The sequence below is a fragment of the Aeromonas sp. HMWF017 genome (assembly GCF_003061465.1).
GTDB lineage: Bacteria > Pseudomonadota > Gammaproteobacteria > Enterobacterales > Aeromonadaceae > Aeromonas > Aeromonas veronii.
The window spans coordinates 1-22,969 of record NZ_QAJD01000151.1; the positions used below are offsets into that span (position 1 = coordinate 1).

Genomic DNA, 22,969 nt, shown 5'->3' on the forward strand with positions numbered 1-22,969 from the left:
CGGTGGCCAGCCGGATGCGGGTCAGCGGGGTACGCAGATCATGGGAGACCCCCGCCATCATCAGGTTACGCTCTTCGATCAGGCTCTTGATGGAGTGCGACATATGGTTGAAGGTGCGGGTCAGTCGCCGCACTTCCCGTGAGCCAAGCTCCCCCAGCGCCTCCGGGAAATGGCCTCTAGCCACAGCAACGGCACCAGCCTCGAGATCCTCGAGCGGGCGCACCAGCTGCCGGGCAAAGCGCCAAGCCGCAAACAGGGTGATCACCAGCAGCACGCTCAAATAGATGATGAGGGGTTCGATATCGTCATCTTCAATCTCGGTCAGCGGGATCCGCACCCAGATTTTGCTGGCCTGCGGCGGCTGGATCCAGATGATGTAGTGATCCTGGATCTCGACCCGCACCTTGGCCGGGCCACCCAGTTCGCGGCTGATATTCTCCTCCAGATAGGGGTACGGCTTGGCCTCGTTGAAGCCATGCTGCACCGCCTCGCTCTGGGTATAGATGTCGGTACCGGTTGTCACATAGACCAGCGCCTCGGCATCTTCGCTCAGCGCCAGTTGTTCAGTGTTGACCGGAAAGATCAGCTTGACCTGGTTGGCCAGCAAGTGACTGATCTGCTTGACGGTTGGCGCCAGCAGATAGTTGTAGAAGGTGACGTAGGAGACTGCTTGATAGACCACCAGAACGGCAGCCAGAAACCAGAGCATGCGCGAGAACATGCTGCCGACCTTTTTCATGCACCGTCACCATCTGGCACGAACACATATCCCAGACCCCAGACGGTCTGCAGGTAGCGGGGCTGGGCCGGATCCTGCTCCAGCAGGCGGCGCAGACGAGAGACCTGCACGTCGATGCTGCGCTCGGTGGCGGTGTATTCGCGGCCACGGGCCAGATTCATCAGCTTGTCGCGGGAGAGCGGTTCACGCGGATGGCTGACCAGCACCTTGAGCACCGCAAACTCACCGCTGGTGAGCGCCATAGGCTCGCCATCCCGGCTCAGCTCGCGGGTCGCGAGATTGAGCTGGAAGGCCCCGAAGTTGACCACCTTCTCTGCAGCCGAGGGGGCCCCGGGCAACTCGACGGTATGACGGCGCAGCACGGCACGGATCCGCGCCAGCAGTTCGCGGGGGTTGAACGGCTTGGGCAGATAGTCATCGGCCCCCATCTCGAGCCCGACGATGCGATCCACTTCATCCCCTTTGGCGGTGAGCATCAGCACCGGGATCTGGTTGCCAGCCTCGCGCAGGCGGCGGCAGATGGAGAGCCCATCCTCCCCCGGCAGCATCAGGTCGAGCACCATCAGGCTGAAGTTTTCACGAGTCAGCAAGCGATCGGCCTGCTCGCCATTGGCCACGCCGCGCACTACGAATCCCTGCTCGGTGAGATAGCGTTCCAACAGGGAACGTAATTTCAGGTCATCGTCCACGACCAGGACCTTGTATTGCTGCTGACTCATTGCTTTGCCTCTTCATTCTTTAGCTGCCCCCAATACTAGGGGGGGATATAGCGGGAGCAAAGCACAAATATGTTACCGGTTATTACCCATCCCGAGAGCGTGACGGCCATCAAGTCACTGCGCTGGCCAGCGACTCCCTGAATGGCGCCAGCCGAGCCATCACGATTTCCCTCGACAGCAAGAGGACAAAAGCTAATATTCCCGAGCAGTTAGCGATGAATACCCCTCTTTGACAGGTCCGCATCACCATGAAGACAAAGCTGATCACCCGCGAAGGCTACAACAAGCTGAAAGAAGAGCTCGATTTCCTCTGGCGCCAGGAGCGCCCCGAGGTCACCAGGAAGGTGGCATGGGCCGCCAGTCTGGGGGATCGCAGCGAAAATGCCGACTACCAGTACAACAAGAAGCGGCTGCGGGAGATCGATCGGCGGGTGCGTTACCTCCGCAAGTGCCTCGAAGAGCTGGGGATCGTCGACTATGCCCCCGCGCAGGAGGGCAAGGTCTTCTTCGGCGCCTGGGTCGAGGTGGAAAACGAAGAGGGCGAGACCAAGCGCTTTCGCATCGTCGGCTATGACGAGATCTTCGAGCGCAAGGATTACATCTCCATCGACTCCCCCATGGCCCGCGCCCTGCTCAAGAAAGAGGTCGGTGATGAAGCCATCGTCCGTACGCCAGTTGGTGACGTCTGCTGGTATATCAACGAGATCAGCTACCCCAAATAGCCGGACTACTGGTGAGTTGCTTGCCACAGGCACATCCTGAGTCAACAGGTGCAATGGCAAGATATGCGCTCTCCCCTGCGACTTATCAGTCTGACTGGTGCAGACCCCGGCGCAGGGTGGCATCCCGCAACACGACCCCATATAGTGCTCACACTTGGCGCCTGATGGCGCGGACTCGACCACAGAGGCCCTCAACAACATCATGATGCAAACCATAGAGAGACAGATTGCCGGTGAGCTCAATGCTCGCCCGGAGCAGGTGCAGGCCGCAGTGCGCCTGCTGGATGAAGGCTCGACCGTGCCCTTTATCGCCCGTTACCGTAAAGAGGTGACCGGCGGTCTGGACGACAGCCAGCTACGTACTCTGGAGAGCCGCCTCGGCTATCTGCGTGAACTGGAAGATCGCCGTCAGGTGATCATTCGCTCCATCGAAGAGCAGGGCAAACTGACCCCCGAGCTGGCCCGCGAATTGAATGGCGCCGACAGCAAGACCCGACTGGAAGACCTCTACCTCCCCTACAAGCCCAAGCGCCGCACCAAGGGGCAGATGGCGATCGAAGCCGGGTTGGAGCCGCTTGCCAACCTGCTGCTCAGTGACCCGATGCAGGATCCCGAGCAAGCGGCGGCCGCCTTCCTCAATCCCGAACAGGGCATTGCCGACAACAAGGCAGCCCTCGACGGCGCCCGCTATATCCTGATGGAACGCTTCGCCGAGCAGGCCGACCTGCTGGAGAAGCTGCGCGACTACCTGTGGCAGAACGCCACCCTGCGCGCCCGCGTGGTGGCAGGCAAGGAGCAGGAAGGGGCCAAGTTCAAGGACTATTTCGAACACGACGAACCACTGCACAAGGCCCCCTCACACCGGGTGCTGGCCATGCTGCGCGGCCGCAATGAGGGGATCCTCAATCTGGCGCTGGTTACCGGTGACGATGAGAGTGCTGGCCCCTGCGAAGGGATCATTGCCCACCACCTCAAGCTCAATCTGCAGAACCGCCCGGCCGACAAATGGCTGCAGGGGGTGGTGAGCTGGACCTGGAAGATCAAGTTGTCGCTTCAGATGGAGACCGAGCTGATCGGCCGCATCCGCGAATCGGCAGAGGAGGAGGCGATCAAGGTATTCGCCATGAACCTCAAGGATCTGCTGATGGCGGCCCCGGCCGGCATGCGCTGCACCATGGGGCTGGATCCGGGCATCCGTACCGGGGTCAAGGTTGCCGTGGTGGATGCCACCGGCAAGCTGGTCGATCACGCCACCATCTATCCATTCGAACCAAAACGCCAGATTGATCAAAGCCTCAAGACCCTGAGCGAGTTGTGCCAGAAACACAAGGTCGAGCTCATCAGCATCGGCAACGGTACCGCTTCGCGGGAGACCGACCGGCTGGTCAGCGATCTGTTCGAGCGCTACCCCGCCGCCAAGGCGCAGAAGATAGTGGTGAGCGAAGCGGGAGCCTCGATCTACTCAGCCTCCGAGCTCGCCTCCCAGGAGTTCCCGGATCTCGACGTCTCGATCCGTGGCGCCGTCTCCATCGCCCGCCGCCTGCAAGACCCGTTGGCCGAGTTGGTCAAAATCGATCCCAAGAGCATCGGGGTGGGCCAGTATCAGCACGACGTTGGTCAGAGCCAGCTGGCCCGCCGGCTGGATGCGGTGGTCGAGGATTGCGTGAACGCGGTCGGGGTAGATGTGAACACCGCCTCGGTCGCCCTGCTCAACCGGGTTTCCGGCCTCTCCCAGACGTTGGCCCAGAACATCGTCGCCTACCGGGATGAGCACGGCGCCTTCAAGAGCCGTCAGCAGTTGCTGAAAGTGAGCCGACTCGGCCCCAAAGCCTTCGAACAGTGCGCCGGCTTCCTGCGCATTCGCGGCGGCAGCAATCCCCTCGACAGCTCGGCGGTGCACCCGGAGTCCTATCCGGTGGTGGAGCGGATCCTCGCCAAGCTGGAACAGACAGTGGAGAGCCTGCTCGGCAACAGCAGCCTGCTGCGCAGCCTGAAACCGGCCGATTACACCGATGAGCAATTCGGCGTGCCCACCATCACCGACATCATCGGCGAGCTGGACAAGCCGGGCCGCGACCCGCGCCCCGAGTTCAAAACCGCGACCTTCAAGGAAGGGGTAGAGCAGATCAGCGACCTGGTGCCCGAGATGGTACTGGAAGGGGTGGTCACCAACGTCACCAACTTCGGCGCCTTCGTCGATATCGGGGTCCATCAGGATGGCCTGGTGCACATTTCCTCCCTGACCGACCGTTTCGTCAAGGATCCCCGCGAGGTGGTCAAGGCGGGCGACATTGTGCGGGTCAAGGTGCTGGAAGTAGACGCCCCGCGCAAGCGGATCAGCCTCACCATGCGCCTCGACGAGAAAGCGGGACAAGCTGCCCGCAAGTCGGCTGAAGCGCGCAACAGCAGTGCTGGCAACACCAAGCCAAGAAATGAGCCGCGGCAAAGCGCCCCTATGGGTGGTGCCATGGGCAACGCCTTCGCGGCAGCTCTCTCCAAAACGAAAAAGTAACGAAACCTTCCGGAACGGCTCTAAATGCAAAAAGCCCCGCAAGGGGCTTTTTTACACGCGAAGCTCAGGATTACTGCGTCAGGGCAGCAAGAATGCTCTCGGGCTCTCCATGCTGGGCCAGCACCTCCCGCAGCCGGTTGAATGCCTTGCAGGCCTCTTGCGGATACTTGCCGTAAGAGACGACGCCGGTGTGGCTCCAGCCAGCCGCCAGCATCACTTTCTTCTTGAAACTGGTTCCTTCAGTTCCTCCTCCTCCGAGCTGCATCAGAAATTGCTCCATCTGCAGGTGGGGGGGCGGTACACGGGAGAAGGTGGTGAAATCTTCCGCTTTGACTTCATCGAAATGCATGACAGCTCCTGTGAAATTGGAATGGGCCTGATCTTCAGGTTAGTTGCAAAACAGGCAAAGGAGCTGAAAGTTTGGCGAGGGTGATTCAGATATGCAGACTGAGGGACTGGGTCGAGGCCGGGCTGACAGCCTGTCGATAGTGGCCCGCGATAACGCTGTTGCGCTTGTCCATATAGGCACTCAGCACGCCGCCCGATTTTGCGCTCTGCTCGACCATCAGCTCTTTGCGCGCCTTGGCTTCACTCGCGGCGGCGCTGCGCGCGACGGCCAAATCCTGCGCGGAAGGCTCGGCAGGCGCCAGCGCTGCAGCGCGGATCTGCTGCATCTTGGCGATGGTAGCGGCAGGGTCACCGGGTACGACACTGGTATCGATCTGGACTTCGCCACCCGTCGCATAACGCTTGCCATCCGGCCCTTGCGTAAACTGATAGGTGGGCGAGCTGGCGTACTCTCCACCCGCAGACTGGTGCGCCTGCTCGTGAGTGCGCACCTCCTTGTCACGCTCGACAAGATCCTGAACCTGCTGCTCTTGCCGCTGTTGCTGCTCCTGTTGTTTGGGATCTTGCTGCTTGCGCTGCCCATCCTCACCGGTTGCCTCGACAAAGCGATTGTCTGGCAGTGTCGTCGGGGCTAATTGCCCGGTTTCACGGCTGTTCTGGGAGCTCTGATTGCTGGAAGCCTGACCGGCTTTGGATTTCTCTTTCTGGGAGCCGACTTCGGATTCTGCAACGGAGGCTTGGCCCGCCCGGGCCTGCGGGATCAGTTCTGCCCGGCGATTATCCGTCCTCGCCGCTTCCACCTGAGGTTGCAGCTGTGTCGGGATAAGGGGAGGCAGACTGACATTGATGTTCATCTCACACCCGGATGTCGATCAGGGTTCCCATCATATCGCTGGCGGTCTGCACTACCTTGGCTGAAGCGCCAGCCTGCTGCTCGGCCACCTTGAGATTGACAAGCTCATCGGTCACTTGCACCTGATCCCCGCTGGGGGTGTTGAGGCGGGCGATCTGATTGGATGCCTTGTCGGCAATCTGCTCGGCTCGCTGAAATCCCTGTACCCCGCTGTTGAAAGCAGAATCAATACGCATGGTGTTACTCCTCTGGTCACAGCTTAATTATCCGCCAGACCAGAGGATTAATGAAGCTTGCAGGCTGTTTTTTAGCCAACAAAATTTCGAACGATTTCAATGAATTCGTCAGGGTGGGAGATAAAAGGCGCGTGTGAGGCCTTGTTGAGGGTCACGCTGCAGCTGGCAGGGTAGAGATCATCCAGCAGGGGAATGGCCGCCTTGGGCACCAATGAATCCAGTCGGCCATAGATCCGCAACCAGGGCAGGTCCAGCTCCCGCAGCGGTTCGCGCAGGTCAATCTCGGCCAACAGCGTCAGTCCGGCCTCGAGTGCGGCAAACTGGGGCGCCGGGCGCTCGGCCAGCCAGTGGCGCAACTGACGGATATCGTCCCGGGCGTGTTCACTGCCCATGGCCTGGATCGCCAGAAAGCGCTCTATGGTCTGGCGAAAATCCCCCGCCAGCATCTGGTTGAAGCCGGTCAGTACCTTGGGGGCAATTCCGGGCCACTCGTCCCGCGCCATAAAGCAGGGAGAGCTTGCTACCGTGATCAGGGAGTGCAGCCGATCGGGATGCGTCAGCGCCAACTGGCTTGCCACCAGACCGCCGAGCGACCAGCCAAGCAGATGACACTTCTGCGGCAAGATGGCGACCACCTGCTCGGCAAGCCAGGGCAGGCTGTAATCCACCTCGTCTGCCAGCAGACTGTTGCCAAAGCCGGGCAAATCCACCAGATGAACCCGATAGTGGGACGCCAACTGTTGGGCAATGCCATGCCAGACCGCACCGTTCATCCCCCAACCGTGCAACAGCACCAGATCGGGCCCCTGGCCAAACTGCTCTACCGATATGCTCATCTAGACTCAAGATCCCTGTTCATGCTCTTGGGGTCAGCATGTTAAAGCGACTGCTCGCTAAAGCAAGCCCGCTACTCGGCAGCCACGGCGACTGGCAAGGGAGCTGCCTTCTCTGCCATCAGCCTTGTGACAACGAGCCCCTGCTCTGCAGCTGGTGTCGGCAGGCGCTGCACCAGTCACAGCCGAGATGCCGCCTCTGCGCCGCACCACTGGCTGACTATATAGAAGAGAGCATACCGGTCTGTGGTCGCTGCCAGCGCAGACCTCCCCCCTGGGAGCGGTTGCAGGTGATTGGCGACTACCAAACCCCCTACCCCATGCTGATCCCCCGGCTCAAATATTCCGGTCAGATCCTGCTGGCACCGCTACTGGCACGCCTCTTGGCCGATCATCTGGATGGCTGCGAGCCGCCGGAGGCGATCATTCCGGTTCCCCTGCACTGGTGGCGGCAATGGCGGCGTGGGTTCAATCAGGCGGAGGAGATCGCGCAAGCCCTTGGCGAGTTCACCGACATTCCCTGCGACAACACCCTGCTGCAGCGCATCAAGTCGACCCCGCAACAAACAACCCTGAGCGCCGGGCAGCGGCGGCGCAATCTGCGCGGGGCATTCCGGATCAGCCCCCACCACTATCGCCATGTCGCCCTGCTCGATGACGTCGTGACCACAGGCGCCACCGCCGGTCAGCTCAGCCGTTTGCTCCATGAGAGCGGCATCACAAAGGTGGAAGTGTGGGCAATCTGTCGTACCCTGCGGCACAGCAAGTAGCCATCGGCATGCTACCCAAGCATTAATAACCGCGTTATCATGAATACCCTAGTCGTACACTCAGGTTTATGAGGATAGTGATGATCAGCATTTCCGACGCCGCCCAGGCCCATTTCCGTAAACTGCTGGAAAAACAGCCTGATGGCACCAATATCCGGGTGTTTGTGGTCAATCCGGGAACCCAGAATGCCGAGTGTGGCGTATCGTATTGCCCGCCCGATGCCGTGGACCCGGAAGATCAACACCTGCCCTTCAGCGGCTTCGACTGTATGGTCGATCCCCTGAGCGCCCCCTTCCTGGTGGATGCCACCATCGACTTCGTGACCGATCAGATGGGCTCCCAGCTCACCCTTAAAGCACCGAACGCCAAGATGCGTAAAGTGGCCGATGACGCGCCGCTAATCGAGCGCATCGAGTACGTGTTGATGTCCGAAGTGAACCCCATGCTGGCCGGTCACGGTGGCAAGGTCACCTTGGTCGAGCTGACTGAAGACAAACTGGCCATCCTGCAGTTTGGCGGTGGTTGCAACGGTTGCTCCATGGTCGATTACACCCTTAAAGAGGGGATCGAGAAGCAGCTGCTGGAGAAGTTCCCGGGTGAGCTCAACGGCGTGAAAGACGCCACCGAGCACCAGCGCGGCGACCACTCCTACTACTGATTTGCAGCCCTTGCAGCAAAGAAAAGGCCCCGCCATCTGGCGGGGCCTTTTGCATGGGCAATCGGCAGATTACTCGTCCTTCTTGTCTCGCGACAGCAGAGCGATGGCCGCCTCTTTCGGGTTCTTACCCTCGTAGAGCACCTTGAAGATCTGCTCGCAGATGGGCATCTCGACGCCGCAGCGGGCCGCCAGCAGATGCACCTCTTTGGTGTTGCGATACCCCTCCACCACCTGACCGATCTCGGTCATGGCGGTGTTCACATCCTTGCCAGCCCCGAGGGCCAGCCCGAAGCGACGGTTGCGCGACTGGTTGTCGGTACAGGTGAGCACCAGATCCCCGAGCCCCGCCATCCCCATAAAGGTTTTGGCATCGGCACCCAGCGCCGCACCCAGACGCTGCATCTCCACCAGACCCCGGGTGATGAGCGCGGTTCTAGCATTGGCGCCAAACCCGAGCCCGTCGGAGAGACCGGCACCGATGGCGATGACGTTCTTCACCGCCCCACCCAGCTGTAGACCGACGAAGTCCGGATTGGTATAGACCCGGAACGAGCGGCCACAGTGCAGCAAGTGGGAGAGATCGTCGGCGAACTCGTCGTGAGTCGAGGCGACCGAGATGGCGGTCGGCAGACCGGCAGCCAGTTCCTTGGCGAAGGTGGGACCGGAAATCACCGCCAGCGGTATCTCGTCACCCAGCACTTCACGGGCCACGTCCTGCAGCAGACGGCCACTGTCCGGCTCCAGACCCTTGGTGGCCCAAGCGATACGGGTATCGGGGCGCAGGAAGGGTTTGATCCGGGTCAGCACATCGCCAAATACATGGCTCGGCACGACCAGCAGCAGCACGGGAGCCGCTTGTACCGCACGTTGCAGATCCGCAGTCAGCTGCAGATCGGCGGGAAAAGGGACATCAGGCAAAAATGCCTTGTTGCAGCGGTCTTGTTCCAGCTCGGCGACATGAGCGGGGTCGTGACCCCACAGCAGGGTCGGATGACCATTGCGCGCCAGAGAAATGGCAAGGGCGGAGCCATAAGACCCCGCCCCCAAGACCGAGATAGCGATCTGGTCAGCCATTATCAGGCTTCCGCAGTCGCCTGCTGGGCCTGTGCTTGCGCCATGTGCTGGGCAAACAGGGCATCGAAGTTGACCGGTGCCAGGTTCAGCTGCGGGAAGGAACCCTTGCTCACCATGTTGGCCACGGCTTCGCGGGCATACGGGAACAGGATGTTCGGGCAGAAGGCAGCCAGGCAGTGAGCCAGTTGCGGCTCCGGCAGGTTACCGATGGTGAAGATACCGGCTTGCTGTACTTCGCACAGGAAGGCAGTTTCGGTTTCCAGTTTGCAAGTTACGGTCAGGGTAAGGACAACCTCGTACACGCTCTCAGCCAGGATGTTGGTCTTGGTATCCATATCCAGCTTGACGTCCGGCTGCCACTCTTTCTGGAAGATGTGCGGGGTGTTCGGCGCTTCGAAAGAGACATCCTTGGTGTAAACACGCTGGATGTGGAATTCCGGTTGTACTTCCTGGTTGTTGATCTCGTCAGCCATTTCGTTTGATTCCTTGTTATATGGATAAGTGGGCTCAGGCCCTGCTTAAATCAGCGTTTCTTGGTTACCGGCAGATTTTCTGCACGCCATTGGGCCATGCCACCGCCGAGCACATAAACCTGCTTGAAGCCAGCTTTGCTCAGCTGACGGCCCGCGCCGCCCGCAGTCATTCCCGACTCGCACACCACTATGATGGGGGCATCTTTATGCTTTTCAACCGGGCCCAGATTATTGCTCTGGATCTGGGTCAGCGGCAGGTGCTGGGCACCGGCCAGATGGCCCTTGGCGTACTCTTCCTGACTGCGAATATCCACCACGGTAGCATTCTCGCGGTTGATCAGCAGGGTCGCGGTGTGATTGTTGACGGTTTTTACCGGGGACAAACGGGCACGCACAGTGGTGTAAACCAGGGTGCCAGCCAGACCCAACCAGGCTGCGGTCAGCAGCGGGTTACGGGCCGCAAAATCCAAATACTCTTGCATCTTCTACTATCCAGGGACCAAGACAAGGGCCCGAGTATACATGGGGGTATTGATAAGATCAGCCATCTTGGCGGCAAAGCGCGAGCAGGCTCCCATCATCATTGGGCAGCGAGCATGGCAGGAAGGGCATGGCTTGCGGGGCCGCGGGAGCGCCCCTTGGCTATCAGGTGACTATTTCGGCAGATGTAGTAATATTACGCTAGTTTCATTTCCCGCATTTTTTCCAATCCGAGAGGACATAGTCTTATGTCAACAGCTAAGAAACCTTTGGTTCTGGTCATCATGGACGGTTGGGGCTACAGCACCAAGCAAGAGCACAACGCCGTCGCTGCCGCCAAGACTCCCAACCTCGATCGTCTGGCCCGTGACTACACCAGCACCCTGATCTCCGGCTCCGGCCTGGACGTGGGTCTGCCGGATGGCCAGATGGGCAACTCCGAAGTGGGCCACGTCAACATAGGTGCCGGTCGCATCGTCTATCAGGAGCTGACCCGCATCTCCAAAGACATCCAGGATGGCGACTTCTTCCAGAACGTCGAGCTGGCCAAGGCTGTTGACGCTGCCGTCACCAACGGCAAAGCCGTTCACATTATGGGCCTGATGTCCCCGGGTGGCGTACACAGCCACGAAGAGCACATCATGGGCATGATCGAAATGGCAGCCAAGCGTGGCGCCGAGAAGATCTACCTGCACGCCTTCCTGGATGGCCGTGACGTTCCGCCGCGCTCCGCCCAGTCCTCTATCGAGCTGTTCGACGCCCTGTTCGCCAAGCTGGGCAAGGGTCGTTTCGCTTCCATGATCGGTCGTTACTTCGCCATGGACCGTGACAACCGCTGGGATCGCGTGCAGCAAGCCTATGACCTGATGACCCAGGGCAAGGGCGAGTTCACCGCCGAGAGCGCCACCGAAGCACTGGCTGCCGCCTATGCTCGCGACGAGAACGACGAGTTCGTCAAGGCGACCCGTATCGGCGAAGCTGCACCGATGGAAGATGGTGATGCGCTGATTTTCATGAACTTCCGTGCCGACCGTGCCCGTGAAATCACCCGCGCCTTCGTTGACACCGACTTCACCGGCTTCGCCCGTGCAGTCGAGCCGAAGCTGAACTTCGTGATGCTGACCGAATACGCGGCCGACATCAAAACTGCCTGTGCCTACCCGCCGACCGCTCTGGTCAACACCCTGGGTGAGTGGCTGGCCAAGCAGGGCAAGACCCAGCTGCGCATCTCCGAAACCGAGAAGTACGCTCACGTCACCTTCTTCTTCAACGGTGGCGAAGAGTCCTGCTTCACCGGCGAAGATCGCGAGATCGTGGCCAGCCCGAAAGTGGCGACCTATGACCTGCAGCCGGAGATGAGCTCCGAAGAGCTGACCGACAAGCTGGTTGCGGCCATCAAGAGCGGCAAGTACGACGTCATCATCTGTAACTACCCGAATGGCGACATGGTTGGTCACACCGGTGTATTCGATGCCGCCGTCAAAGCGTGTGAAGCTGTTGACCACTGCATCGGTCGCGTGACCGACGCCCTGGCCGAAGTGGGTGGCGAGTGCCTGATCACTGCCGACCACGGTAACGCCGAGAAGATGCTGGACGAAGAGACTGGTCAGGCCCACACCGCCCACACCAATCTGCCGGTTCCGCTCATCTATTTCGGTCGCAAAGCCGAGGTAGTTGAAGGTGGCAAACTGTCCGATCTGGCCCCCACCATGCTGACCCTGATGGGTCTGCCGGTGCCGCCGGAAATGACTGGCAAGCCCCTGATGATTCTGAAATAATCCTTCCCCATGCGGGGATGCGAAGTTATTTCACAGAAAACCAGTCGCGTCGGCCTGTTGGCCGGCGCGCTGTTTTTTTGCCTGTCGTTTGGCGCCAGCAAACCTGCTTTGGCCGTCAATCAGCAGCTGGGGACCATGCAGTCCCAGATCAAAGAGCAACAGAAGACCATCAAGCTCAGCAAGCAGGAGCTTGCCAAGCTCAATACCCAGCTCAAGACTGACGAGCAGGCCATCTCGGCCGCCGCCGCCAAACTCAACCAGACCAGACAGCAGTTGAAGCAGAACCAGCAGACGCTGGCGACCCTGCAAAAAGACAAGCTGGCGCTGGAAGTTCAAGCCAAACATCAAAAGCAGTTGCTGGCCAAGCAGGCGGAGAGCGCTTTTCAAGCGGGCAACCACGACTACCTCAAACTGCTGCTCAATCAGCAGGATCCGGCCAAACTGAGCCGCTCACTCGACTACTACGACTACCTCAACAAGGCCCGCATCGAGGCCATCGACGCCCTGCGCGCCACCCGTGACAAGCTGGCGAAAAACCAGCAGGCAACCAAAGAGACCGAAAGCAAGCTGCAAGCCCTGCTGAGCGAGCAACAGGAGCACCACCAGACCCTGCTGGCCAGCCAGCAGAGCCGGGCCAAGGTGCGCAACCAGTTGCAGCAGTCGGTCCAGGATGACGAGCAGAAGCTCACCAAGCTGGTCAAGGCGGAGAAAGCGCTGAAAGCCCGGCTGGAAGAGTTACGTCGCAAGCGGGAAGAGCAGGAACGCCGTGAACGGGCTGAGCGGGAACGGCTGGCCAAGCTGAAAGCGGAGCAGGAGCGTCAGCGCAAGCTGGCCGAACAACGCCTCGCCGAGCAACAACGACTCGCTGCCCAGCAGAACAAAACCGTCAAACCGACAGAACCGGTCGAAGAGGTGGCCAGCAGCAAACCGGAGCGTGGCTCGGGCATCAGCAGTGCCGGTCACTACAGTGGTCTCAAGACCAATGGCAGCCTGCGCTGGCCGGTACAGGGACCAATCCTCATCTCCTACGGTTCACCGCGCACCGCCCAGCTCAAGTGGAAAGGCACCCTGATCGGCGCCAGCGAAGGAACCCAGGTCAAGGCGGTTGCACCGGGACAAGTGGTCTACGCCGACTGGCTCGATGGCTTCGGTATGCTGCTGGTAATCGATCACGGTAAGGGCTATATGAGCCTCTACGGTCACAATCAGTCGCTGCTACGTCAGGTTGGCCAGAATGTGGAACAGGGTGAACCGGTGGCACTGGTCGGTGACAGTGGCGGTCAGGACAGACCTGGCCTCTACTTCGAAATTCGCTATCAGGGCGAGGCGATCAACCCGACCAAATGGCTGGCCAAGGGTTGAGTCAACCCGGCCGACAAACGCGTCACACGCTCACTAGCAAAAGCCTGCATCACGCAGGCTTTTGTCGTTTCAGGAGCGCCCTCCCCATTGTCGGTCCCATTTGATGAAAAATTACCTAATTTTCCGCTCGGCTCAGGGGAAGACAACCAGACCGATCTGCTCCAGCAAGGTCTGCTGCTGATCCTCGTTGATCTGCACCCCTTGCAGATCGACCCGCCGCAAATCCAGCCCCGGCAGGTCGCACTGGCGCAGATCGCAGCCCTGCAGCTTGAAGCTGGTCCAGTCGATCTGGCCAAACTCGGAGCCGCTGAGATCGGAACCCACCAGCGAGGCACCAAACAGGTTGGCCCCCTGCCAACGGTTGCCGGTCAGCTCGCACTTCTCCAGCAGGCAGCCCTCGAAGCTGGCATAGCTGAAGTTGTTGCCGGTCAGATGGGCCTCGCAGAAGTAGCTTTTGGCGGTGATCTGGTTGGCGAAGCTGGCATGGCCGAAGTTGATGCCGACCGCCTGACAGTCGCGCATCTCCAACCCCAGACACTGGCTGCGGCTGCAATCGGCCATGGTGAGATCGCAGCGCAGGAAGCTGGCCTCGCGCAGCTCGCAACCCTGCAACAGGCAGCCCCGTTCACTCTCCCGATCGTAGAAGCTGCAGTCGATGAAGCGGCTATCGCTCAAATCCAGCCAAGAGAAATTACAGCCGATAAAGCGGCACTCCGAGAACTGCTCCCCCTCCACATCCTGTTGCTCGAACCGGACATCCACGAACTGCTTGCCTCTGATCATCGGAAAACTCCTGCAAAAACGGCTTCATATGCTGACTTTATCCGCCAAAAACGGTAATGTTACATGTAACATCCACGCTGGACACCCCTATGAGCCCCACCCGCAAGCGCCGCCCCACCCTGCAAGATATCGCCGACCAGACCGGCGTGACCAAGATGACTGTCAGCCGCTATCTGCGCGACCCGCAGACCGTAGCGGAGGGGACCCGCGAGCGGATCGCGGCTGTGGTGGAAGAGCTGGGTTATATCCCCAATCGGGCGCCGGACATTCTCTCCAACGCGACCAGCAAGGCGATCGGCATCCTGATCCCCTCCCTCTCCAACCAGGTTTTCTCGGCGGTGATCCACGGCATCGAGTCAGTAACCCGACCGGCTGGCTACCAGACCCTGCTGGCCCACTACGGCTACAGCCCGGAGCGGGAGGAGGAGCAGGTCGCGTCCCTGCTCTCCTATCACGTGGATGGGCTGATCCTCTCCGACAGCCAGCACACCGAACGCACCCGCAAGATGATCGCCACCGCCGGCATTCCGGTGGTGGAGACCATGGATCTGCCGCAAACCCCCATCGACATGGTGGTCGGCATGGACCATAGAGCCGCCGCCCGGGCCATGGTAACAGAGATGCTGCACCGGGGCCGTCGCAAGGTAGTCTATCTGGGGGCGCGGCTCGACGTGCGCACCCAGCTGCGGATGGAGGGTTACTATCAGGCGATGACCGACTTCGGCCTCACCGGCCAGCATCTGCTGACCGAACAATCCTCCAGCTTCACTCTGGGGGGCGAGCTGCTGGATCAGGCGCTGGTACGCTATCCCGACCTCGACGGCCTGTTCTGCACCAACGATGACCTGGCGGTGGGCGCCTTGCTGCAGTGTCAGGCAAAGTGGATCCCGGTGCCCCAGCAGATCGCCATCGCCGGTTGCAACGCTCTCGACATCGGCCACGCCATGACCCCCAAACTGGCCAGTATCGCCACCCCGCGGGAAGCGATCGGCCGGGAGGCGGCCACCATGCTGCTGGCGCGTCTCAGCGGCCAATCCCAACCCGATACCCGCAAGGATATCGGCTTCTCCCTCTATGTCGGGGAGAGTCTGGGCTAACCCCCCAGCCATCATGGCGTGTTTACCCGCTATGATGGCGCATACAGCAACCTCTTATCACCATCCTCTGCTCTATGCTGGCCCGGCATTACAGCCACATTTCAGGAGCAGAAAATGAACAACACCGAACGATTGCGAGCCTGCCTGCAGCGCGTTGTCTGCGATCCTCGTTTTACCCTGGCCGAGCTCGACCAGTGGTTCACCCCGGACTACTGCCAGCAGGTGAATGGCGAGCAGCTCGACTACATTACCTTTTGCCAGCACATTGCGGCGCTGAGAGCTCATCTGGCCGAAGCCACTATCGAGTTCGTCGCCACAATCGCGCAAGGGGACAGGGTGCACTCGACCCATGTGGTGCGATCTACCCGCCACGATGGCACCCCGCTGGTCTGCAAGGTGAGCGGTCTCTTCACCTTTCGCGACGGCAAGATCTGCCAGACCGACGAGGTGACCTGCCTGCTGAGCGGCAGCAAGCAGGATGCCGACATAGGTTCACGACGCTGAGCCACGCCGGGCGAAGCGCTGGAGCGCGCGGGAGAAGGCGGCGGGATCTTCGTAACCAAGCAGGTCGGCAATCTGCACCGATGTGAACCCCTGATACTGCAACTGACGGGCCCGCCCCATCACCACCTGCTCGCGCCACTGGCGGAAGGTACAACCCAGCAGCTGGAGGAAAAGCCGGTTGAGGGTGCGCAACGAAGCGCCGCAATCCATGGCCAGCTCGGCAAGCGTGGTGTTGATGGAGGGTGCCTGACAGAAACGCTCCAGCACCCGCAGCAGGCGCGGGTCGAGGTTGGCCGCCAGCGCAGGCTGGGCCGCTTGCGGGGCAGCTCGCGCCAACTCGTGGCCAATCACTGTCAGATAGGCCTCCCGCTCGGCCCCCTCCTCCAACTCGCTCAGGCGGGCAAAAAGCCCTGCCAGCAGCGGCGTTACCTGCCGCAGACCAAAAGGGGCTGATGTGGACGAATCGGTATAGATAAGCGACAGGCGAGAGTGGCGCAGCACGCGAAACTCGTGCTCCCAGTCCGCCGGAATAAAGCAGAGCTGGCCGGCAACCAGCAGCTCGCTGGCAGCACCGCCGGTGATAACGCCACCACCTTCGTGCATGTAGCAATACTGGGCCTGCGGATGACAATGCAGCGGAGTGAAGTGCCCTTGCGGGCAGGAGCGATGGAGAAAGGACATATCGGCCAGCCGGATAAGAAACCGACCACGACCATAAGGGAGCAGACGGCCCCCTGTAAATGGCTTTTCCGCTGTCAGAATGGCCAAAAGAAGCAGGCCACCCGAGGGTGGCCTGTTCGATTTATCTACACGACTTGCGCTTAGCGTTTTACCAGCTCAACCGCTTCGCGGGAGAGGCGAGTCACCTCCTCCCAGTTGCCGCTCTTGACCGCATCGGCCGGCAGCATCCAGGAGCCGCCGACGGTGGCCACGCACTTGAGTGCCAGATAGTCGGCCACGTTTTTCGGGCCGATACCGCCGGTCGGGCAGAACTTCACCTGGGGCAGCGGCGCGGCAATGGCGGAGAGCGCCTTGGTGCCGCCGTTCGCTTCAGCCGGGAAGAACTTCAGGTGGTCATAGCCCGCTTCCAGCGCCTGCATCACTTCAGACGGAGTAGCAACGCCCGGGATCAGCGGCGCCGTGCTCTTGGCCGCGTGGGCCAGCAGGGCTGGCGTCATCCCCGGGGAGATGACGAAGCGGGCACCGGCGGCGACGGCTGCGTCAAACTGCGCGCAGTTGAGCACGGTCCCGGCACCGACCATGGTATCCGGCATCGCCTTGGCGATGAGGGCGATGGCGTCGAGTGCCACCGGAGTGCGCAGGGTGATTTCGAAGACGGAGATGCCGCCGTCGAGCAGCGCCTTGGCCATCGGCAGGGCCTGATCCAGTTCGTTGATAACCATCACGGGTACCAGCGGGGAGGCGGCAAACACCTCGGCCGGGGTCACTTTCCAGTTCTGCATAGCTCTTCCTTAGTCAAAGATGGTAGCGCCACACTCGGCGCTCGATACCGCGCGACGCATCACGCTGAACAGTTCACGGCCCCACCCCTCTTGTTCCAGAGTGAGGTCAATCTCGGCCTGGGTACGGCCACTCAAATCGGTCAGGCAGTCGAGGCTGCCGCTTACCGCGTCAACCCGCAGCAGGTCGCCATCGGCCAGCAGGCCGATGGCCCCGCCGTGCAGCGCTTCCGGGGTGACGTGGATGGCGGCCGGGATCTTGCCGGAGGCACCGGAGAGGCGGCCATCGGTGACCAGCGCCACCTTGTAACCCGCCTTCTGCAGGTTGCCGAGCACCGGCATCAGCTTGTGCAGCTCCGGCATGCCGTTGGCGGCCGGACCATTGTGGCGCACCACGATCACGGCATCCTGATTGAGATCGCCCGCCTTGTAGGCCGCTTCCACCGCATGCTGGGAGGAGAAGACCCGCGCTGGCGCTTCGATAACCCGATACTCGGGAGCCACGGCGGATACCTTGACCACGGCGCGGCCCAGATTGCCCGCCAGCAGCTTGGTGCCGCCGGTGGCCTGGAATACGCTGCCGGAAGGCGACAGCACGCTCGCATCGCCGCTCTCGCCCACCGGCTGCCATACCAGCTGGCCATCGACCAGTGCCGGACGGCTGAGGTAATCCTGCATCTCGCCAAAGACCGGAGTGGCATCCATGTGGATCAGCCCCTCTTGCGCCAGACGGCGCATCAGGCCGGGCACGCCGCCTGCCTGTTCGAAGGCGTTGACGTCGGCCGGGCCGTTCGGGTACATGCGAACCAGCAGCGGCACCACGTCGGAGAGATCGCTGATGTCATCCCAGGTCAGTACCAGACCGGCCGCGCGGGCCAGCGCCACCATGTGGATGCTGTGGTTGGTGCTGCCGCCGGAGGCGAGCAGGGCCACCAGACCGTTGACCAGCGAGCGCTCATCCAGCACCTCGCTCAACGGGCGATAGGCCGGGGAACCTGGGATCATGGCGCTGATACGGCGGGCCGCTTCGGCGGTCAGGGCGCGGCGCAGCTCGCTATGCGGGTGCACAAAGGCGGAGCCCGGCAGCATCAGGCCCATGGCCTCGAACACCAGCTGGTTGGTGTTGGCGGTGCCGTAGAAGGTGCAGGTGCCCGCCGCGTGGTAGGCGCCGCACTCCATCTCCAGCAGGGCATCACGGCCCACTTCACCGGCGGCGTACTTCTGACGCACCTTCACCTTCTCGTCGTTGCTGATGCCGCTCGCCATCGGGCCAGCAGGAACAAATGCAGTCGGCAGGTGAGCGTGAGAGAGGGCCCCCATGATCTGGCCCGGGGCGATCTTGTCGCAGATGCCGAGCAGCAGGGTGGCATCAAAGGTGTTGTGAGAGAGCGACAGCGCGGTCGCCTGGGCGATCAGGTCGCGGGAGAAGAGGGACATGTCCATCCCCGGCTGACCCTGAGTCACGCCGTCGCACATGGCGGGCACGCCGCCAGCGACCTGGGCACTGTGGCCCAGCTCGGCCAGCACCGCCTTGATCTGATCCGGATAGCCCTGATAGGGCTGATGGGCGCTCAACATATCGTTGTAGGCGGTGACGATGCCGACGTTGGCACGGGTCATATCGAGAATGCGACCCTTCTCGTCACTGCTGCAGGCGGCCACGGCGTGGGCCAGGTTGCCGCAGGCCAGCGCGGCGCGGGTCTTGCCCTGCTCTGCCTGACGCTGGATGCGGGCCAGAAATGCCTGACGACGGGCGACACTGCGCTCGCGGATGCGGGCGGTGACGTCGGAAATTACCTGATGAATCATTGGGCTTGCTCCAATGCTGTGACGGCGCGGTCAACCACCTGTTCGAAGGTGCCGTCTATATCAATGTGGAATACACCGGCTTCGCCATCCGGGCGCTCCAGGGTATCGAACTGACTTTGTACCATGCTTTCACGCATGAAATGGCCCTTGCGGGCACGCATCCGCTCGAGGATCAGCGGCTGGCTGCCATCGAGGAAGATGAAGCTGACCGACTCGTTGCCTTCGCGGATCTGGTCGCGGTACTTCTTTTTGAGGGCGGAACAGACAATGATGCCGGTCTCGTTCTTCTGCTCGAGACTGTAGGCGGCGTCGCGGATCCGCTCCAGCCAGGGGGCACGATCCTCATCGTTGAGGGGGTTGCCGCCAGCCATCTTCTGGATGTTGGCCTTGGGGTGCAGGTCATCACCATCGATGAACTTGGCGCCCAGCGCTTCGGCCACTTTCAGACCCACGCTGGATTTGCCGCTACCACACACACCCATCACGATAATGCACTTACCCGCCATAATTTGACCTCTGTCCCACTTTTCAAAAAACCAGCTGTTGATGGGTTCTAATCTAACACGTTACCGGTAACATGTTACCGGTAACGATTGAAAATGTGAAGTCTGCCACAGACTGAGCAAACCTATAGTCACCTGGGCATATGATGTTGAGCCCTTGCCATAAATCTAAATAAATCATAAAGATATGGTTTGCCGATGGATCGGCAAGGTGTCACGACTGAACTTGGAAAAAGGAACGCATAACAATGTCTGACCTCTCCCTGATCATGACAGCCGCCGGCTCGATTGTGCTGCTGCTCTTCCTGGTGATGAAGGCCCGGCTCCACGCCGTGGTAGCCCTGATCCTGGTCTCCATGGTGGCGGGTCTCGCCGCCGGCATGAACCCGGCCGACATAGCCGCCACCATCCAGAAAGGGATGGGTGGCACCCTCGGTTTCGTCGCCGTGGTGGTGGCGCTGGGTGCCATGTTCGGCAAGGTGATGGAAGTGACCGGTGCCCTCGACCGGGTAGCCCACACTCTGCTCGGCAAGTTTGGCGTCAAGCGCGCCAACTGGGCCATGGCCCTGACCGGCTTTGTCTGCGCCCTGCCGCTCTTCTTTGACGTGGCCGTGGTGCTGCTGATCGGCGTCGCCTTCGCCATCGTCCGTCGTGGCGGCGGCAGCGTGGTGAAGATCGGTATCGCCCTGCTGGCGGGTATCGCCACTTGCCAAGCCTTCCTTATTCCGGCGCCGGGCCCGATCCTGGTGGCATCCCAGCTGGGTGCCGACTTCGGCTACATGATCCTGTTCGGCCTGATCGCCGCCGTACCAGCGCTGATCCTGGCTGGCCCGCTGTTCGGTGACTTCATCAGCAAGATCGTCGATGTGCCGCTGCCTGCCGATGCCCAGAACAGTGTCCACGATGACAACAAATCCCTGCCCTCCTTCGGGCTGGCCATGGGCCTCATCGGTCTGCCGCTGCTGCTGATCGGCCTCAAGACCATCGTCGGTCGCTTCGTCGAAGCGGGCTCCACCCTGCACAACTGGCTGGAGTTCATCGGTCACCCCTTCACCGCCATCATGGTCGCCTGTCTGGCCGCCTTCTATCTGCTGGGTATTCGCCGCGGCATGTCCCGTGACGAGGTGATGAGCGTCTGCAACAGCGCCATCCAGCCGGCGGGCGTCATCATTCTGGTTACCGGTGCCGGTGGCGTCTTCAAACAGGTGCTGGTTGATTCAGGTGTGGGGGCCGCTCTGGGCAACATGCTGGCCGACTCCGGTCTACCCATCGTCGCACTGGCCTTCATTCTGGCCGCTGCGGTACGGGTGATTCAGGGCTCTGCCACCGTCGCCATGCTGACCGCCTGCGGTCTGGTGCTGCCGATGCTGGAGCCGCTCGGCCTGAATGGCGCCCAGCTGGCTGCCGTCACCATCGCCATCGGCGGCGGTGCCATCGTGCTCTCCCACGTCAACGACTCCGGTTTCTGGCTGGCCAACCGCTACCTCGGCCTCTCCGAGAAGCAGACCCTGCAGACCTGGACCGTGATGGAAACCATCATCGGCACCACCGGCGGCGTGATGGCGATGATCATCTACAGCTTCCTCTGACAAGGGCGAAATGCTGACAAAAAGGCCTCACTCGTGAGGCCTTTTTCATCTTTATGATGATTCTTTCTTTGGCTGAGAGGGCGAGATTGCTAGAATCGCCTATTCATCGCTCCGAGTGGAACGCTTAACCCCGTGATTTCAGGTTTATCTATGCATTCATCGGCCCATTATCGACAACTGCTGGCGCGCCTGCCCCAGATCGCCGTCGCAGCGGATCAGTTTGAAGTGCTCTACAGCGCCCAGGATTTCAAACGCCGCATTCTTGCGCTTATCGCCAGTGCCACCCGGCGCATCTATCTGGTCGCGCTCTATCTGCAGGATGACGAAGCTGGCCGGGAGATCCTCTCCGCCCTCTACGCCGCCAAGCAGCGCAATCCGACCCTCGACATCAAGCTGTTCGTCGACTTTCACCGTGCCCAGCGCGGCCTGATCGGCAAGGGCAAGCAGGGCGGCAACCACCTGATGTATCAGGCCATGGCTGCCGAACACGAGCACCAGATCGAAATCTACGGCGTGCCGGTAAAAGGGCGCGAGCTGCTCGGCGTGCTCCACCTCAAGGGCTTCATCTTTGATGATGTGGTGCTCTACTCCGGCGCCAGCCTCAACGACATCTACCTGCACCAGCAGGATCGCTACCGCTTCGATCGCTATCACCAGATCACCAGCCCGGAGCTGGCCCGCAGCATGGTCAACTACGTGGATGATCTGTTCGTGAAGAGCGACGCGGTGCAGCGACTGGATCACAGCGATATCCCCAGCGCCAAACAGCTGAAGGGGCCGATCCGCCGCTTCAAGCAGAACCTGCGCCAGAGCCAGTACCGCTTCAGCACCATGCCGGTCAACACCCAGGAGGTGGCCGTCACCCCCATGGTGGGTCTGGGCAAGCGCAACAATCAGCTCAACCTGATGATCCGCAATCTGGTGCGCGCCACCGAGCGGGAGATCTTCATCTGCACCCCTTACTTCAACCCACCCAAGGAGTTGAGCAAGGATATAGAGGATCTGCTGCAGCGCGGTTGCAAAGTCACCATCGTAGTGGGCGACAAGACCGCCAACGACTTCTTCATTCCGCCGGAAGAGAAGTTCTCCACCATCGGTGGCCTGCCCTATCTCTACGAAACCAACCTGCGCAAGTTTGCCGAGCGCAACCAGCGCCACATCGACGATGGTCGCCTCAACCTGATGCTCTGGTGTTGCGAGCGCAACTCCTACCATCTCAAAGGGATCTTCGTGGATGACGAGTGGGCCCTGCTCACCGGCAACAACCTCAACCCCCGCGCCTGGGCGCTGGATCTGGAGAATGGCCTGCTGGTACACGATCGTCGCCACCTGCTGCGTCCCCAGTTCAACGCGGAGCGGGAGAACATCCTGACCAACACCAAGCGGATCAGTCACTTCGATCAGGTGGAGCAGATCCAGGACTACCCGGAACAGGTGCGCAAGCTGCTGGGACGGATCCACCGGGTCAAAGCCCATCTGCTGCTCAAGCGGATTATCTGACCCTGGGCGCCATGCGCCCGCACTTTGCCTGTTGGCAACCACACAAAGGCCTCCCGTTTTCGGCAGGCCTTTGTTATATCCGCCGTTTCCCCCGCCTTGGTGGCCCTGCCAGCAGCAACTCGGCTTGCATCGGCCCCTCAACAACCCCTATCATCTGGACATATTT

Annotated in this window: 24 protein-coding genes; 10 read left to right on the forward strand and 14 right to left on the reverse strand. The window is 61.0% G+C overall.

Going from position 1 to position 22,969, the window contains the following annotated elements:
* Together DBR30_RS15795 and ompR are read right to left on the reverse strand one after the other, a co-directional pair.
* On the reverse strand, nt 1–739 hold a 739-nt coding region (locus DBR30_RS15795; protein ID WP_146181387.1), incomplete at its 3' end, for a HAMP domain-containing protein.
* Nucleotides 736–1,458 (reverse strand): osmolarity response regulator transcription factor OmpR, encoded by a 723-nt coding sequence (gene ompR / locus DBR30_RS15800; protein WP_005340625.1) that lies wholly within the window; start codon nt 1,456–1,458, stop codon nt 736–738. The genes DBR30_RS15795 and ompR, both read right to left, overlap by 4 nt.
* A 248-nt stretch (nt 1,459–1,706) precedes the next feature.
* Here ompR and greB point away from each other — a divergent pair, with 248 nt between their 5' ends.
* A complete protein-coding gene (gene greB / locus DBR30_RS15805; protein WP_005355349.1) occupies nt 1,707–2,180 on the forward strand; it encodes a transcription elongation factor GreB in 474 nt (157 codons plus the stop codon).
* A gap of 202 nt (nt 2,181–2,382) precedes the next feature.
* Nucleotides 2,383–4,692 carry a Tex family protein gene (locus DBR30_RS15810; protein ID WP_108588430.1) on the forward strand — a complete coding sequence of 770 codons (2,310 nt, stop codon included), beginning with the start codon at nt 2,383–2,385 and terminating at the stop codon, nt 4,690–4,692.
* Nucleotides 4,693–4,762: 70 nt separating this feature from the next.
* Here the strand turns inward: DBR30_RS15810 and DBR30_RS15815 are convergent, their stop codons facing one another.
* From DBR30_RS15815 to bioH, 4 genes are all read right to left on the reverse strand, one after another.
* Nucleotides 4,763–5,041 carry a hypothetical protein gene (locus DBR30_RS15815; RefSeq protein ID WP_005355353.1) on the reverse strand — a complete coding sequence of 93 codons (279 nt, stop codon included), beginning with the start codon at nt 5,039–5,041 and terminating at the stop codon, nt 4,763–4,765.
* 85 nt (nt 5,042–5,126) lie between these two features.
* Nucleotides 5,127–5,894, reverse strand: a complete 768-nt coding sequence (locus tag DBR30_RS15820; RefSeq protein ID WP_108541469.1) for a putative metalloprotease CJM1_0395 family protein — start codon at nt 5,892–5,894, stop codon at nt 5,127–5,129.
* A gap of 1 nt (nt 5,895) precedes the next feature.
* Nucleotides 5,896–6,129 (reverse strand): flagellar basal body rod C-terminal domain-containing protein, encoded by a 234-nt coding sequence (locus DBR30_RS15825; RefSeq protein WP_005340632.1) that lies wholly within the window; start codon nt 6,127–6,129, stop codon nt 5,896–5,898.
* Nucleotides 6,130–6,200: 71 nt separating this feature from the next.
* Nucleotides 6,201–6,965, reverse strand: a complete 765-nt coding sequence (bioH, locus tag DBR30_RS15830; protein WP_108541470.1) for a pimeloyl-ACP methyl ester esterase BioH — start codon at nt 6,963–6,965, stop codon at nt 6,201–6,203.
* Nucleotides 6,966–7,003: 38 nt separating this feature from the next.
* On the opposite strand from bioH, the gene DBR30_RS15835 reads away from it, so the two are divergent.
* A complete protein-coding gene (locus DBR30_RS15835; protein ID WP_108541471.1) occupies nt 7,004–7,732 on the forward strand; it encodes a ComF family protein in 729 nt (242 codons plus the stop codon).
* Nucleotides 7,733–7,812: 80 nt separating this feature from the next.
* On the forward strand, nt 7,813–8,391 hold the full coding sequence (nfuA, locus tag DBR30_RS15840) for a Fe-S biogenesis protein NfuA (protein ID WP_005340636.1): 579 nt from the start codon (nt 7,813–7,815) through the stop codon (nt 8,389–8,391).
* A 69-nt stretch (nt 8,392–8,460) separates the two neighbouring features.
* Here the strand turns inward: nfuA and gpsA are convergent, their stop codons facing one another.
* From gpsA to DBR30_RS15855, 3 genes are read right to left on the reverse strand one after another with little or no spacing between them, the layout of a single operon-like run.
* Nucleotides 8,461–9,465, reverse strand: coding sequence for an NAD(P)H-dependent glycerol-3-phosphate dehydrogenase (gene gpsA / locus DBR30_RS15845; RefSeq protein ID WP_005356865.1), 1,005 nt, complete (start codon nt 9,463–9,465; stop codon nt 8,461–8,463).
* Between the two features lie 2 nt (nt 9,466–9,467).
* The gene (gene secB, locus DBR30_RS15850) at nt 9,468–9,938 is read right to left on the reverse strand and encodes a protein-export chaperone SecB (RefSeq protein WP_042054222.1); all 471 of its coding nucleotides are present in this window, start codon (nt 9,936–9,938) and stop codon (nt 9,468–9,470) included.
* A 50-nt stretch (nt 9,939–9,988) separates the two neighbouring features.
* Complete coding sequence (locus tag DBR30_RS15855; RefSeq protein WP_005340640.1) at nt 9,989–10,420, reverse strand: rhodanese-like domain-containing protein; 432 nt, start codon at nt 10,418–10,420, stop codon at nt 9,989–9,991.
* A 246-nt stretch (nt 10,421–10,666) separates the two neighbouring features.
* On the opposite strand from DBR30_RS15855, the gene gpmM reads away from it, so the two are divergent.
* Nucleotides 10,667–12,196, forward strand: a complete 1,530-nt coding sequence (gene gpmM / locus DBR30_RS15860; protein ID WP_108541472.1) for a 2,3-bisphosphoglycerate-independent phosphoglycerate mutase — start codon at nt 10,667–10,669, stop codon at nt 12,194–12,196.
* Nucleotides 12,197–12,205: 9 nt separating this feature from the next.
* Nucleotides 12,206–13,558 (forward strand): murein hydrolase activator EnvC, encoded by a 1,353-nt coding sequence (envC, locus tag DBR30_RS15865; RefSeq protein ID WP_108541473.1) that lies wholly within the window; start codon nt 12,206–12,208, stop codon nt 13,556–13,558.
* A gap of 132 nt (nt 13,559–13,690) precedes the next feature.
* On the opposite strand, the gene DBR30_RS15870 is transcribed toward envC, so the two are convergent.
* Nucleotides 13,691–14,341: a Qnr family pentapeptide repeat protein gene (locus tag DBR30_RS15870; RefSeq protein WP_108541474.1), complete on the reverse strand. Its 651-nt coding sequence runs from the start codon at nt 14,339–14,341 to the stop codon at nt 13,691–13,693.
* Between the two features lie 89 nt (nt 14,342–14,430).
* Between DBR30_RS15870 and DBR30_RS15875 the strand changes: the two genes are divergently transcribed.
* A complete protein-coding gene (locus tag DBR30_RS15875) occupies nt 14,431–15,438 on the forward strand; it encodes a substrate-binding domain-containing protein (protein WP_106844209.1) in 1,008 nt (335 codons plus the stop codon).
* 114 nt (nt 15,439–15,552) lie between these two features.
* On the forward strand, nt 15,553–15,942 hold the full coding sequence (locus DBR30_RS15880; protein WP_108541312.1) for a nuclear transport factor 2 family protein: 390 nt from the start codon (nt 15,553–15,555) through the stop codon (nt 15,940–15,942).
* On the opposite strand, the gene DBR30_RS15885 is transcribed toward DBR30_RS15880, so the two are convergent.
* The 4 genes from DBR30_RS15885 to DBR30_RS15900 all read right to left on the reverse strand — a co-directional run bounded on the left by DBR30_RS15885 (nt 15,931) and on the right by DBR30_RS15900 (nt 19,717).
* Nucleotides 15,931–16,623: a helix-turn-helix domain-containing protein gene (locus DBR30_RS15885; RefSeq protein ID WP_108541311.1), complete on the reverse strand. Its 693-nt coding sequence runs from the start codon at nt 16,621–16,623 to the stop codon at nt 15,931–15,933. The genes DBR30_RS15880 and DBR30_RS15885 overlap by 12 nt on opposite strands.
* 140 nt (nt 16,624–16,763) lie before the next feature.
* On the reverse strand, nt 16,764–17,405 hold the full coding sequence (locus DBR30_RS15890) for a bifunctional 4-hydroxy-2-oxoglutarate aldolase/2-dehydro-3-deoxy-phosphogluconate aldolase (RefSeq protein WP_108541310.1): 642 nt from the start codon (nt 17,403–17,405) through the stop codon (nt 16,764–16,766).
* Nucleotides 17,406–17,414: 9 nt separating this feature from the next.
* Nucleotides 17,415–19,211, reverse strand: a complete 1,797-nt coding sequence (gene edd, locus DBR30_RS15895; RefSeq protein ID WP_108541309.1) for a phosphogluconate dehydratase — start codon at nt 19,209–19,211, stop codon at nt 17,415–17,417.
* Nucleotides 19,208–19,717, reverse strand: coding sequence for a gluconokinase (locus DBR30_RS15900; protein WP_005340649.1), 510 nt, complete (start codon nt 19,715–19,717; stop codon nt 19,208–19,210). Before DBR30_RS15900 ends, edd begins: the two co-directional genes overlap by 4 nt.
* Before the next feature lie 245 nt (nt 19,718–19,962).
* Between DBR30_RS15900 and gntU the strand changes: the two genes are divergently transcribed.
* Together gntU and pssA are read left to right on the forward strand one after the other, a co-directional pair.
* Nucleotides 19,963–21,303, forward strand: a complete 1,341-nt coding sequence (gene gntU, locus DBR30_RS15905; RefSeq protein ID WP_108541308.1) for a gluconate transporter — start codon at nt 19,963–19,965, stop codon at nt 21,301–21,303.
* 150 nt (nt 21,304–21,453) lie between these two features.
* Nucleotides 21,454–22,803 (forward strand): CDP-diacylglycerol--serine O-phosphatidyltransferase, encoded by a 1,350-nt coding sequence (pssA, locus tag DBR30_RS15910; RefSeq protein WP_181363602.1) that lies wholly within the window; start codon nt 21,454–21,456, stop codon nt 22,801–22,803.
* The last annotated feature ends 166 nt before the right edge of the window (nt 22,804–22,969 follow it).